Below are 13578 nucleotides of genomic sequence, written 5' to 3'. Positions count from 1 at the left end.
GGTGGCCGAGGTGGTCGGTTCCTCGGCGGAGCTGCTGCGCGTGGTCGGCGCTTCGGTGCGCGAGGCCGACGGGCCGGTGGAACCGGTGGACTCCGTCGGCGGTTGCGTGGGCTCCGAGGTGTCCGGCGGGCTCGTCGGCGGCGGAGTCGTCGAGGTGGGCGGCGGCTCCGGTTCCGACGTGGTCGGCGGCGGAGGCGGCGGCTTCGGGGTGCCGGTGTCCGGCGGAACCCAGGTCGGGCTCGGCGGGAGCGGCGGTGCGGAACCGTCGTCCGGCGGCCGGGAGCTGCTCTCCGCGGTCTCGCTGGTCAGCTCCGCCTCGCTGGACGAGATGTCCGCGGCGGACGTGCCCGCGGGCGGGGCCAGCTGCGGCGGTCCCACCGGTTGCGGCGCCCCCGGGTAGCCGGTGGTGGTCTGCAGCGTCGTCTCGCTCGGCGAGACGGCGGGGAACCGCTCGGCCGCATCCCGCTCGTGATCACCGACGACGACGGCCGCGGAGGCGGCGAAACCGGTGGCCACGACCACTCCGGTCGTCGCCCACAGGGCGAGTCTTCGCGACCGCGTCCCGGTCGGTTCCCCGGCCTGCGCGGCGGGGTCAGGTGCTAAAGGGTCCATCGTGTCCCACTCGTTCAGTCCCGACGGCACGGGCCGGCGCACCCGTACCGCTGATACCGGCGGCGTCCGGTTCGGGCGGAATTCGACGTTCCGGACGTTGCGCGTGGATCTCGCGACACGGTAGCCGCCTGGGCAAGCCCCGTTCGGCCCGGGTGCCGCGCCCGCCGTCGATCATCCGGGCCGTGCGCTGGTGATTCGCCGGGAGAAGTCACCGCGGCCACACCTTCGAGTGATGGATGATCGCGGAGCGTGCGGGGCGCGGTCGGTGCGGCCCCGGGCGACGGGCATCATGCGAGGTGTGAGCGATCTCGACGACACTTCCGCGACCACCGAGCAGGCCCGGCTGACCGCCTGGGTGCACGGGCACGTGCACGGCGTCGGATTCCGCTGGTGGACCCGGGCCCGCGCCCTCGAACTCGGCCTGGTCGGCAGCGCCACCAACCTGCCCGCCCGCCGCGTCGAAGTCGTCGCCGAAGGTCCGCGGGAGGCCTGCGAGCGGTTGCTGGCCGCGCTGCGCTCCGGCGACACCCCCGGCGAGGTCGAGCACGTGGCCGAGCAGTGGTCCGAGCCGAAGGGCGACCGCACCGGGTTCGTCGAACGCTGACCCGCCCGCCGGGCCCGGTTCCGCCGGTGGCGAACATCGCGGCGGGTAGGCTCTGCCGAACGCCGCACGCAGGCAGCACTCGCGGAAAGGTCGATCGCAGCCGTGCACTTGAAGAGCCTGACGCTCAAGGGGTTCAAGTCCTTCGCCTCGGCCACCACGCTGCGCTTCGAACCCGGCATCACCTGCGTGGTCGGGCCCAACGGCTCCGGCAAGTCGAACGTGCTGGACGCGCTGCGCTGGGTGATGGGCGAGCAGGGCGCCAAGGACCTGCGCGGCGGCAAGATGGAGGACGTCATCTTCGCCGGCACCTCCGGCCGCGCCCCGCTGGGCCGCGCCGAGGTCACGCTCACCATCGACAACTCCGACGGCGCGCTGCCCATCGAGTACACCGAGGTGTCGATCACCCGCCGGATGTACCGGGACGGCGCCAGCGAGTACGAGATCAACGGCAACAGCTGCCGCCTGATGGACGTGCAGGAACTGCTGTCGGACTCCGGCATCGGCCGCGAGATGCACGTCATCGTCGGCCAGGGCCAGCTCGCCTCCATCCTGCAGGCCAAGCCGGACGAGCACCGCAGGCTCGTCGAAGAGGCCGCGGGCGTGCTCAAGCACCGCAAGCGCAAGGAGAAGGCGCTCCGCAAGCTCGACGCGATGCAGGCCAACCTGACCCGGCTCACCGACCTCACCGGGGAACTGCGCCGCCAGCTCAAGCCGCTCGGCAAGCAGGCCGAGATCGCCCGCAAGGCGCAGACCGTGCAGGCCGACCTGCGGGACGCCCGGCTGCGGCTCATCGCCGACGACCTGCTGTCCTCCCGCGCCGAGCTGGCCCGCGACCAGGCCGACCAGGAAGAGGCGAAGGCCAAGCGCGCCGAGGTCGAACGCGGCCTGCAGTTCGCCCAGTCCGAGGAGAAGGGGCTGGAGGAGAAGGTCGCCGCCGACGCGCCGCGGCTCAACCGCGCCCAGGACACCTGGTACCGGCTGTCCGCGCTGGAAGAACGGCTGCACGGCACGCTGCGCCTCGCCGCGGAACGGCACAAGCACCTCACCGCGCAGAACACCGAGCAGCGCAGCGGCCGCGACCCCGACCAGCTCGACGCCGAAGCCGAAGAGGCCGCCGAGCAGGAGATCGAGCTCCGCGAAGAGGTCGAGACGGCCCGCGAAGTCCTCGCCGAGGTGGTGCGCCGCCGCTCCGAGCTGGAGGACCGGCTCAAGGACGCCGAGCGCGAGCACATGGCCGCGGTCCGCGCCATCGCCGACCGCCGCGAAGGCGTCGCCCGGCTCTCCGGCCAGGTCGAGTCGATGCGCAGCAAGGCGAGCGCCACCTCCGACGAGCTGGAGCGGCTGAACGTCTCGCTGGCCGAATCGCAGGAGCGCGCCGAGGTCGCCGAGACGGCGTTCGCCGACGCCGAAGCGGAGAGCGGCGGCCAGGAATCCGACGACGCGGGCCTGCCCGAGCGGCAGGCGAACGCGGCCGCGGCCCGCGACGCCGCCCGCTCCCGGGTGGAGGAACTGGTCAAGGCCGAGCGCGCCGCCGAACGCGAGATCGCGTCCTGGCAGGCCAGGGTCGAGGCGCTGTCGATGGGCCTGAACCGCAAGGACGGTGCGGGCGCGCTGCTCGGCGCGGGGGAGAAGGTGCCGGGCCTGCTCGGTTCGGTGGCGGCGCTGCTGACCGTGGACACCGGTGCGGAGGCCGCGCTGGCCGCCGCGCTCGGCGCCGTCGCGGACGCGGTGGCCGTGTCCGGAGTGGACGACGCGGTGCGCGCCCTGGAACTGCTCAAGTCCGATGCCGCGGGCAAGGCCGGGGTGCTCGTCGGCGGTGCGGGCGAACCGGACCGCACCGGCTGGCCGCAGCTGCCCGCGGGGGCGAGCTGGGCGGTGGACCTGGTGCGCGCCCCGGACGGGCTGCGCGCGGCGGTGACCACGGCGCTGGACCGGATGGCGGTCGTCGACGACCTGCCCGCCGCCCGCGACGTGGTGCGGCGGAACCCCGAGGTGCGGGCGGTGACCCGCGACGGCGACGTGCTCGGCGGGCACTGGGCCACCGGCGGCTCCGACGACGGGCAGAGCGTCATCGAGGTGCAGGCCGCCGTCGCCGAAGCCGAGCAGGAGCTCGCCGCCGCGCAGCGCCGCCAGGAGCAGCACTCGGCCGCGCTGGAAGGCGCCCGCGCCGAGGAGCAGTCCCGCCGCGACGAGGTCCGCGCCGTGCAGGAGCAGATCAACGAGGCGAAGATCGCCGCCGCCCGCAGCTCCGAACGCGTCTCCAGCCTGCGCAAGGCCGCCCAGTCCGCGGCCGCCGAGGTGGAGCGGGTCCGCCAGCAGCGCGCGAAGGTCGAGCAGTCCCGCGAACAGGCGCTGGCCTCGCTGGCCGAGCTGGAGGAGCGCCTCGCCGCCGTCAAGAACGAGCAGGAGGAGCAGGCCGAACCGGACACCGAACTGCGCGACCGGCTCGGCGGCGAGCTCGGCACCCTGCGCCAGGAGGAGATGGACGCGCGCCTCGGCCAGCGCACCGCGGAGGAACGCGCCCGCGCTGTGCAGGGCCGCGCCGACCAGCTGCGCCGCGCCGCCCGGCAGGAGCGGGAGGCCCGCGCCCGCGCCGAAGCGGCCCGCCAGGCCAGGGAGCGCGGCGCCCGCGTCGCGCAGGCCGTCGTGGACGGTGCCGAGACCGCGCTGGAGCGCATCGCGGTGTCGCTGCGGGCGGCCACCGAGGAGCGCGACACCGCGCAGGCCTTGCAGAGCGAGCACGAGCAGGCGCTGGGCGCGGTGCGCGCCCGGGTGCGGGAGCTCAGCGGCGAGCTGGAGAAGCTCACCGACGCGGTTCACCGGGACGAGGTGGTGCGCGCCGAGCAGCGGCTGCGCATCGAACAGCTCGAATCCAAGATCATCGAAGATTTCGGCATCGGCCTCGACGACCTCGCCGAGGAGTACGGCCCCACGGTTCCGGTCCCGCCGAGCCCCGCCGAGGTCGCCGAGTACGAGGCGGCGAAGGAACGCGGCGAAGAGGTCACCACGCCGCCGTCGGTGCCCTACGACCGCGCCACCCAGGAACGCCGCGCCAAGCGCGCCGAGAAGGACCTGTCGCTGCTGGGCAAGGTGAACCCGCTGGCGCTGGAGGAGTACGCGGCGCTGGAGGAGCGCTACCGCTTCCTGTCCACCCAGCTGGAGGACATCAAGTCCACCCGCCGCGACCTGCTGGACGTCGTGAAGGAGGTCGACGAGAAGATCCTGGAGGTCTTCCAGTCCGCGTTCCACGACGTCGCCGCCGAGTTCGAGAAGGTGTTCTCGGTGCTGTTCCCCGGCGGTGACGGCAGGCTGGTGCTCACCGATCCGGACGACATGCTCACCACCGGTATCGAGGTGGAGGCGCGGCCGCCGGGCAAGAAGGTCAAGCGGCTGTCGCTGCTGTCCGGCGGGGAGAAGTCGCTGACGGCGGTCGCCATGCTGGTGTCGATCTTCCGGGCGCGCCCGTCGCCGTTCTACGTGCTCGACGAGGTCGAGGCGGCGCTGGACGACACCAACCTGCGGCGGCTGATCATCCTGCTGGACCAGCTGCGCAGCACCTCGCAGCTGCTCATCATCACGCACCAGAAGCCGACGATGGAGATCGCCGACGCGCTGTACGGCGTGAGCATGCGCGGGGACGGGATCACCACCGTCATCTCGCAGCGGCTGCGCGGCGGGAAGTCCGGGAAGGCCGAGAAGTCCGGCGAGGGCCCGGCGCCGGAAGCGGTGGCCGATGGCGCGGCGCCCGCGGACGCGGCGCCCACGTCGGCGCAGCAGGAACCGGTGCCCGCTCCGGTCACGGCGGACGAGGCGCCCGCTCCGGACGCGGTGCCCGCTCCGGACGCGGTGCCCGCTCCGGAGGATCCGGCCGCCGGGGAACCCGCCGCGGACTGATCAGCCGGACGCCCGGTGATCTCGCAGCCGGTTCCCAGCCTCCTCGCAGCTCGCCGCTCTAACTTCGAGCTCGTTCCGCGAACGAGACTGCGAAAGAGGGCGGCATGTCGGATCACCACGAAGGGCAGCGGGTCAGCAGGCGATCGATGTTCGCCGGTGTCGGCTCGATCGGGTTGGGCACGCTGTTGGCGGCGTGCGGGTCGCAGGCCGGCGGTAGCACCACCGTCACCACCTCCACGGGGGAGAGCCAGGCGCTCACCCCGCAGACCGCCACCGACGCGTCGGACCTGTTCTCCGGCGTGAACACCTGCACGCTCACCCCGGACACCACGCAGGGGCCGTACTACTTCGACGCGGACAAGGTCCGCAGCGACATCCGGGAGGACCGGCAGGGCGTGCGGCTGCGGCTGGCGCTGAAGGTGCAGGACAGCGAGACCTGCGCGGCGCTGCCGAACGCGGTCGTGGAGATCTGGCACTGCGATGCGGCTGGGCTGTACTCCGGGGCCGAGGACCAGTCCTCCGGCGGCGGCGGTGGCATGCCGCCGGGACCGCCGCCGGAGAACGGCGAGAAGCCGGGCGGTGGCGGACCCGGTGGCGGCGGTGGCGACCAGGACCTGGTGCCCACCGACGACAAGCGCTACCTGCGCGGCGCCCAGGTCAGCAACGCCGAGGGAGTCGTCGAGTTCACCACGATCTGGCCCGGCTGGTACACGGGCCGCACGGTGCACGTCCACGTGATGGTGCACGTCAGCAACGAGCGGGTGCTGACCAGCCAGCTCATGTTCGACGAGCAGCTGAACTCGGCGGTGTTCGCGCGGGCGCCGTACAGCGAGCACACCGGCCGGGACACGTTCAACGACGGCGACAACATCTTCGAGGACTCGATGCTGCTGAAGGTGGTGCCGGAGGACGACGGCTACCTGGCGTCGATCGTGCTCTCCGCCGACTCGGACCAGGACGGCGCCTGATCCCTGCCCGGTGGGTCGGGCCGGTTCTGCGGAACCGGCCCCCTCGAGCGGCGGTGCGAACTACGGTGTGACTCGCGATCTTCGTGCCCGTTCAGGAGGCCCCGTGTCCCAGCCGAACAGCCCGCACCCGGGGCTTCCGCAGCCGCAGGCCGGATCTGTCCAGCAGCCGTACCCGGGTTCGGGTCCGATCCCGCAGTACCCGGGCTCCGGACCGGTTCCGCCGCCGCAGTCGAGCTCGGGACCGGCCCCGCAGCCGTACCCGGGCCAGCAACCGACGCACCCGGCGACGGCGCCGCCTGCGGGCGCGGGGCGCCTCGTGCTGGACTCCTCGTACGACCCGCTGGCGTTCACGATGGGCCTGCTGAAGCCGGGCATCACGATCAACGGGCGACCGGGTCCGGTCGCGCGGTGGGGCAGGACGGTGGTCGACGTGCCGCCGGGGCAGTACCAGGTCGAGCTGCACGTGAACTACCTGTGGCGGTTCGGTTCCGCGGCCGCGGTGGTCCCGGTGCACGCGGGCGGGCAGGTCGACGTGTTCTACCGGGCGCCGATGGTGACGTTCGGTGCGGGGGCGATCGGGCCGGGCCCGCAGGAGACGCCGAACCGCCGGCTGATCGTGGGGCTGTTGATCGGCTGGTTCGTGTTCTGCCTGCTGGTGGCGATCCTGCCGCTGCTGCTGCTCTGATCCGCCCGCACGAGCAGTGCTGATCGTTGATCACACTGATCATCCCGCACTCGCTAATAACAACGAGCCGGAGGTGAACGGCCCACCCGCACCGCGAGCGGGCCGTTCACCTGCGGTGTCAGGCTGAGTCGGCGGTGGCCGCGGACTTCTCCGCTTCGGGCGGCGCCGGGTGCCGCAGCGACAGCAGGCCGCCGACGAGCAGCGTGACGAGCACCCCGACGGGCGTGAACCACGGGAACGCCAGCGACGCCTCGCCGCCTTCGCCGTCCGGGAACGTCACCCCGAACGCCAGCACCAGCACCACCACCAGCGTCGCCACGAACGCGATGATCGCGTCGCTCTGCCGCGCCCGCTTCACCAGCATTCCCAGCAGGAAGGCGCCGAGCAGCGCGCCGTAGGTGTAGCTGGCGATGCTCAGCCCGATCTCCACGACCGGGTTGTCGGTGTTGCTGAACAGGGACGCGAACACCACGAACACCAGCGCCCAGATCAGCGTCCACACCTTGCCGAGCCGCAGCACGCTCGAATCGTCCGCCCCGCTGCCGCCGATGCGCCGGTACAGGTCGCTGACGGTGGAGGTGGACAGCGAGTTCAGCGAGGACGACAGGGTGCTCATCGCCGCGGCGAGGATGCCCGCGATCAGCAACCCGGACACGCCGGGCGGCAGCTCGGTCACGATGAACCGCGGGAACAGCTCGTCATCGCTGCCCATGCCCAGCGCCGCCGGATCGGCGCCCTGGTGGAAGGACCACAGCTGGGTGCCGATGAACAGGAACAGCGCGAACTGCACGGCCACCACGACACCGCTGGTGATCAGCGCGAGCTGGCTGTCCCGCAGGTTCCGGCAGGACAGCAGCCGCTGCACCATCAGCTGGTCGGCGCCGTGCGAGGCCATCGCGAACACCGCGCCGCCGATCACCGCCGTGAAGAACGCGTACTGCTCGGTGACGATGGACGAGCCGAAGTCGAACAGCTGGAACTTGCCCTCCTGCCAGGCGGTGGCGAGCCAGTCCCCGGGCAGGTCTCCGGCGAGCACGACCGCGGTCAGCACGGCCCCGGCCACGTAGACGAACATCTGGATCGCGTCCACCCACACCACGGCCTTGATCCCGCCGAGGTAGGTGTAGATCACGGTCAGCACCGACAGGGCCAGCACGATCTGCCAGTAGGAGATGTCGAGCCCGAACACCTCGGCCATCACCTTCACCGGGATGGCGGTGGCGAACAGCCGCAGCCCGTCCGCGAGCAGCCGGGTGATCAGGAAGGTCACCGACGCGGTGCCCTGCAACCCGGTGCCGAACCGCTTCCCGAGGAACTCGTAGGCGCTGACGAGGTTCCCGGCGAAGTACTTGGGCAGCAGCACGAACGCGACGATGATCCGGCCGATCAGGTAGCCGATGGCCAGCTGCAGGTAGGTGAAGGTGCCGAGGTAGGCGACGGTCGGCACGCTGATCACGGTCAGCGTGGAGGTCTCGGTGGCGACGACGGAGAAGCACACCGCCCACCACGGGAGGGTCCGGCTGCCGACGAAGTACTCCTGCGAGCTGCGCTGCTTGCCGCTCAGCAGCAGGCCCAGCAGTGGCATCGCGACCAGGTACAGCCCGATCACGATGAGATCGATCGACCTCATTCGGCCTCCAGTGTCGTGGGGTGGGTGATGCGCAGGCTCCGCACCGGTCCGGCCGCGGGTTCGGGCGGACGCAGCGGTCCGGCTCCCGGGGTGATCGAGCCGAGCAGCCGGGGCCCGTCGGCACCGGTCGTGCCGGGCACGTTGCCGGGCAGCCCGTTCCAGGTCAGCCAGCCCAGCAGGGCCGCCAGGTAGCCCTCCTTGCCGGCGGCGGGCAGCCCGAGGTCGTCGCTGACGTGCAGGTCCACCCCGGCGCCGAGCCTGCGCCGCAGCGCGGCCAGCAGCGCCGGGTTGCGCACCCCGCCGCCGGAGGCGACGACCTCGCGCGCGCCGTGCCGGTGGCAGGCGTCGGCGACGGTGGCGGCGGTGAGCTCGGTGAGCGTGGCGAGCAGGTCCGGCCCGTCCGGTTCGTGGCCGTCGAACCCGGCGCCGCGGAGGGCTTCGTCGAGGTGGGCGGCGTTGAAGTGCTCCTTGCCGGTCGATTTCGGCGGCTCCGACCGGTAGTAGCCGTCGGCGAGCAGCCGGTCGAGGAGTTCCGCCCGCACCCGTCCTGCCGCGGCGAGCCGCCCGTCGACGTCGCTGGTGGCCGCACCGCCGGTGACGCGCGCGGCGGCGGCGTCGAGCAGCGCGTTGCCGGGCCCGGTGTCGTAGGCGAGCGGTTCCGGGTCGCCGACGACGGTGATGTTGGCGATGCCGCCGATGTTGAGCGCGACGACCGGTCCGGGCCGGTCGGCGAGCCACAACGCGTCGAGCACCCCGGCGAGCGGGGCGCCGTGCCCGCCCGCGGCGACGTCGCGGGCGCGCAGGTCGGCGATCACCGGCAGCCCGGTGGCTTCGGCGATCCACGCGGGCTGGCCGAGCTGGGTGGTGCCGCGCGCCTGCCCGTCCTCCACCCAGTGGTAGAGCGTCTGGCCGAGCGAGGAGATCAGGTCGGCGTCGCCGAACTCGGCGATGCCGTGCCGGGCCGCGTCGGCGAAGGCGCGGCCGATCTCGGTGTCGAGCACGCAGAACTCGTGCGCGTCCACGGCCGCGGGCGGCAGCGCGGCCGCCAGCCGTTCCCGCAGCGCGGGCGGGTAGGGGACCTCGGCGAACCCGAGCGGCCGCAGTGCGGCGACGCCGTCGCCCGCGGTGCTCAGTTCGGCGGCGGCGACGTCGATGCCGTCCATCGACGTGCCGGAGAGCAGCCCGAGGACTCGCCATGAGGACATGTCCAGTGGTGTATTGCACCGAGCTGGGGGATGCAAGCGCCTTTCCGCCATTGTTGGTGAATCGCCCACCTTGGGGTTGTCCCGCTGCTGCTCCGGGCGGGTGCGAGGATGGGCGCCGTGTCCACCTCAAACCTGATCCTGATCGCCGTTGTCGTCGCCGTGCTGCTCGTGCTGGCCGTGGTCGCCGGCATCGTGCTGGCGCGCAGGCGCCGCATCAGCCTGCGGGAGCAGGAGGCGGAGCGCCCGGCGGTGCAGGGCGGTGGCTACCAGGCGGGTGGTGGTTTCAGCTTCTCCAGCGGTGCGGCGACCGCGCCGCCCGCGGAGGCGGAGCAGCCGGAGCACCCGGTCCGGGAGCGCCCGGAGACCGAGGGGCAGCCCGGGGTCGGTGACGACGCCGCCGAGCCGAGGGACAGCGCGCGCCGCGGCATCGTGGACGTGCCGCTGCCCGCGGAGGGTGAAGTCGAAGCGGAGACCGGCACGCCCCGCGAACAGCCGGCCGACACCACCGGATCCGACACCGACACGGATACCGGTTCGACCGAGACCGACGTCGAACGCGTCCAGGACGGCTCCGGCGGCGGCGCGGTCGTCGCCGACGAGATCCCCGGCGACGACTCGACCGGCACCGCGACCCGCGTGCCCGACCAGGACCGGGTCGAGACCCCGCCGGAACCGGCGCCCGCCGCCGAACCGGTCACCGAGGTCGAGGAGATCGAACCGACCGCGGGCCGACTGGAGCGGTTGCGCGGCAGGCTGTCCCGGTCCCGTTCCACGTTCGGCCAGGGGCTGCTGGGCCTGCTCGGCGCGGGCGACCTGGACGAGGACTCCTGGGAAGAGGTCGAGGACACGCTGCTGCTGGCCGACCTGGGCGCGGCCACCACGACCGAGATCGTGGAGCGGCTGCGCACCGAGATCGCCTCGCGCGGCGTCCGCACCCCTGACGAGGCGCGGGCGCTGCTGCGCGAAGTCCTCATCGACGCGCTGAGCACCGACGCACAGCGCTCGGTGCGCGCCCTGCCGCACGGCGACCCGGCCGACGGCGGCAAGCCCGCGGTGCTGCTGGTCGTCGGCGTCAACGGCACCGGCAAGACCACCACCACCGGCAAGCTGGCGCGGGTGCTGGTCGCCGACGGGCACCAGGTGCTGCTGGGCGCCGCCGACACGTTCCGCGCGGCCGCCGTCGAGCAGCTCGCCACCTGGGGCGAGCGGGTCGGCGCCGAAGTGGTGCGCGGCAACGAGGGCCAGGACCCGGCGAGCGTCGCGTTCGAATCGGTTTCCCGCGCCACCGACAGCGGCGTGGACGCGGTGCTGATCGACACCGCGGGCCGGCTGCACACCAAGACCGGGCTGATGGACGAGCTCGGCAAGGTCAAGCGGGTGGTCGAGAAGCGCGCCCAGGTGGACGAGGTGCTGCTGGTGCTGGACGCCACCACCGGGCAGAACGGGCTGGTGCAGGCCCGGGTGTTCTCCGAGGTCGTGGACGTGACGGGCATCGTGCTCACCAAGCTGGACGGCACCGCGAAGGGCGGCATCGTGTTCCAGGTGCAGCGCGAGCTGGGCGTCCCGGTCAAGCTCGTCGGCCTTGGCGAGGGCCCGGACGACCTGGCCCCCTTCGAACCCGCCGCCTTCGTGGACGCCCTCCTCGGCTGACCTTCGCGCGAACGCCTCGAACACCGCCGGCGCGTGGATCCGATCCGCGCCGCCGTGGGAGCGCTCGTCCAGGACGGCGCTCCCGGGCTTCTCCCCGAGCGCGGCCGGACGCTGCGGCACGTGACCTGCCGGTGACCGGGGAACGCCGCCGTAACACGAGGACCCGGACAGTTCACGACGGGGAAACGAGCGGACGGATCGCCTGAAACAGGCATTCCCCAGGATGCGCCCAACCGGTTCGCACGGGGAGGCGACGTGAATTCAGGCGATACCGCATGGGTGCTGATCAGCGCCGCGCTGGTGCTGCTCATGACACCAGGGCTGGCTTTCTTCTACGGCGGCATGGTGCGCGCCCGCGGCGTGCTCAACATGATCATGATGAGTCTCGGCGCGATGGGCGTCGTGGGCGTCCTCTGGGTGCTGTTCGGGTACTCGGCCGCGTTCGGCGGGGACCTCGGCGGCCTCGGGCTGCTGGGTGACCCGGTGCAGTTCTTCGGGCTGAGCGGGCTGCTCGGCGAGGACCAGCTGTCCGGGACGATCCCGACGCTGGCGTTCGCCGGTTTCCAGGCCATGTTCGCGATCCTGACGGTCGCGCTGATCTCCGGCGCCATCGCCGACCGGGCCCGCTTCGGCCCGTGGCTGCTGTTCGCGGCGCTGTGGGCGACCGTCGTGTACTTCCCGGTGGCGCACTGGGTGTTCGCGTTCGACGAGACCGACGAGGCGGGGAACGTGACCGCGGTCGGCGGCTGGATCGCGAACCGGCTCGCCGCCATCGACTTCGCGGGCGGGACCGCGGTGCACATCAACGCCGGTGCGGCCGCGCTGGCCCTGGCGCTGGTGCTCGGCAAGCGGGCGGGCTGGCCGAAGGGCACCGGGAAGCCGCACAGCCTGCCGTTCGTGGTGCTCGGCGCCGGGCTGCTCTGGTTCGGCTGGTTCGGGTTCAACGCCGGTTCCGCGCTGGCCGCGGACAACTCGGCCGCGGTGGTGCTGGTGAACACGCTGGTGGCGACGTGCGCGGCGATGCTGGCCTGGCTGCTGGTCGAGCGGCTGCGCGACGGCCACGCCACCACGCTCGGCGCGGCGTCCGGCATCATCGCCGGTCTGGTGGCGATCACCCCGGCCTGCTCGTCGGTGACGCCGGTGGGCGCGATCGCGGTCGGCGGGATCACCGGTGCGGTGTGCGCGCTGGCGCTGAGCCTGAAGTACCGGTTCGGCTTCGACGATTCCCTCGACGTGGTCGGCGTGCACCTGGTCGGCGGGCTCGTCGGCACCCTGCTGGTCGGGTTCTTCGCCTCCGATTCGGCGCCGGCCGGGGTGAGCGGGCTGCTCTACGGCGGCGGGTTCGACCAGCTGTGGCGGCAGGCGGTGGGCGCCGTGGTGGTGTTCGCCTACTCGTTCGCGCTGAGCCTGCTGCTGGCCTGGATCGTCAAGGCCACCGTCGGTTTCCGGCTGAGCCCGGAGGACGAGGCGGAGGGCGTCGACGAGACGGAGCACGCCGAATCGGCGTACCACTTCGGCGACGGCCGTTCCGCGCGCCGCCCGGCCGTGCGCACCGACGGTGCCGACCGCGAGTTGGAGGGCAGCAACGCATGAAGCTGGTGACCGCGATCGTCCAGCCCAGCAGGCTGGACGCGCTCAAGGACGAGCTGGGGAAGCTGGGCGTGCTCGGCATGACCGTCAGCGACGTCCAGGGCTACGGCAGACAGCAGGGCCACACCGAGGTGTACCGCGGCGCCGAGTACGCGGTGGACTTCGTGGAGAAGGTCCGGGTCGAGGTCGTCGTGGACGACACGACGGTGGACGAGGTCGTCGACGGGATCGTGCGCGCCGCCCGCACCGGCAAGGTCGGCGACGGCAAGGTGTGGGTCACCGCCGTGGACTCCGTGGTGCGGGTCCGGACCGGGGAGACCGGGGTGGCGGCCATCTGACACCGGGCGAGCACCGTCCTGCAGCCGGGCGTGGACCACGCGGTCCACGCCCGGCTTCGTGCGTCGTGCGCCGCCGATGGGATTGCGTAGCTCTACTCAGCGGCACCGCGGGCTCTCACGGTCTTGCCGGGTCCCCGGTCGCGGCAGACTTCAGCCCGTGCCGAGGCCGAGCCGCGAGACCCGCCCGCACCTGGGGGTCGGACGGGAACGGGCGGAACGTGGCCGGGCACGGCTCTGGGGGAGCCGGAACACCGGGGGAACCGCGCCGGAGGGCCGGTGCGCGGAGATGGGGGACGTGGGCCGGGTCGGGGGGACTCGGCGCACTTGAGGAGGAAAAGGGAGGGATCCCGGGAGCCGGTGGGGGCCGGGAGGAGCGGGATCCCGTGGGGGTTGGGGTAAGAG

General features: G+C 72.8%; 10 protein-coding genes. 8 read left to right on the top strand and 2 right to left on the bottom strand.

What is annotated here, in order from left to right:
• The first annotated feature begins 1 nt into the window (after position 1).
• From AC29IT_RS20730 to AC29IT_RS20710, 5 genes are all read left to right on the top strand, one after another.
• Positions 2–400, top strand: coding sequence for a hypothetical protein (locus tag AC29IT_RS20730; RefSeq protein WP_358439501.1), 399 nt, complete (start codon positions 2–4; stop codon positions 398–400).
• Between the two features lie 510 nt (positions 401–910).
• Positions 911–1216: an acylphosphatase gene (locus tag AC29IT_RS20725; RefSeq protein ID WP_488219856.1), complete on the top strand. Its 306-nt coding sequence runs from the start codon at positions 911–913 to the stop codon at positions 1214–1216.
• Positions 1217–1318: 102 nt separating this feature from the next.
• On the top strand, positions 1319–5110 hold the full coding sequence (gene smc / locus AC29IT_RS20720) for a chromosome segregation protein SMC (RefSeq protein WP_488219855.1): 3792 nt from the start codon (positions 1319–1321) through the stop codon (positions 5108–5110).
• A gap of 104 nt (positions 5111–5214) precedes the next feature.
• Positions 5215–6078, top strand: a complete 864-nt coding sequence (locus AC29IT_RS20715; protein ID WP_488219854.1) for a peptidase associated/transthyretin-like domain-containing protein — start codon at positions 5215–5217, stop codon at positions 6076–6078.
• A 103-nt stretch (positions 6079–6181) separates the two neighbouring features.
• Positions 6182–6763: a hypothetical protein gene (locus AC29IT_RS20710; RefSeq protein ID WP_488219853.1), complete on the top strand. Its 582-nt coding sequence runs from the start codon at positions 6182–6184 to the stop codon at positions 6761–6763.
• A gap of 118 nt (positions 6764–6881) precedes the next feature.
• Here AC29IT_RS20710 and AC29IT_RS20705 read toward each other — a convergent pair whose 3' ends face one another.
• Entirely contained in the window at positions 6882–8393 is a 1512-nt protein-coding gene (locus tag AC29IT_RS20705) for a sodium:solute symporter (protein ID WP_488219852.1), read from the bottom strand.
• Complete coding sequence (locus AC29IT_RS20700; RefSeq protein WP_488219851.1) at positions 8390–9598, bottom strand: anhydro-N-acetylmuramic acid kinase; 1209 nt, start codon at positions 9596–9598, stop codon at positions 8390–8392. The genes AC29IT_RS20705 and AC29IT_RS20700 overlap by 4 nt, the downstream gene beginning before the upstream one ends.
• Before the next feature lie 117 nt (positions 9599–9715).
• Between AC29IT_RS20700 and ftsY the strand changes: the two genes are divergently transcribed.
• The 3 genes from ftsY (at position 9716) to AC29IT_RS20685 (ending at position 13176) form a co-directional block, all read left to right on the top strand.
• Entirely contained in the window at positions 9716–11248 is a 1533-nt protein-coding gene (ftsY, locus tag AC29IT_RS20695) for a signal recognition particle-docking protein FtsY (protein ID WP_488219850.1), read from the top strand.
• A 255-nt stretch (positions 11249–11503) separates the two neighbouring features.
• Positions 11504–12841, top strand: a complete 1338-nt coding sequence (locus tag AC29IT_RS20690) for an ammonium transporter (protein WP_358439522.1) — start codon at positions 11504–11506, stop codon at positions 12839–12841.
• The gene (locus AC29IT_RS20685; protein ID WP_358439525.1) at positions 12838–13176 is read left to right on the top strand and encodes a P-II family nitrogen regulator; all 339 of its coding nucleotides are present in this window, start codon (positions 12838–12840) and stop codon (positions 13174–13176) included. The genes AC29IT_RS20690 and AC29IT_RS20685 overlap by 4 nt, the downstream gene beginning before the upstream one ends.
• The last annotated feature ends 402 nt before the right edge of the window (positions 13177–13578 follow it).

This window comes from Saccharopolyspora sp. MMCC62 (genome assembly GCF_057736575.1).
The sequence above is the reverse complement of the archived record's forward strand: the minus strand, read 5'-3'. Positions and strand labels throughout refer to the sequence as shown.

Bases quoted from the DNA above. Each gene is read 5' to 3' on its own strand.
- AC29IT_RS20715 (WP_488219854.1), top strand. From the start codon at position 5,215: ATGTCGGATCACCACGAAGGGCAGCGGGTCAGCAGGCGATCGATGTTC.
- AC29IT_RS20705 (WP_488219852.1), bottom strand. From the start codon at position 8,393: ATGAGGTCGATCGATCTCATCGTGATCGGGCTGTACCTGGTCGCGATG.
- AC29IT_RS20700 (WP_488219851.1), bottom strand. From the start codon at position 9,598: ATGTCCTCATGGCGAGTCCTCGGGCTGCTCTCCGGCACGTCGATGGAC.
- AC29IT_RS20685 (WP_358439525.1), top strand. From the start codon at position 12,838: ATGAAGCTGGTGACCGCGATCGTCCAGCCCAGCAGGCTGGACGCGCTC.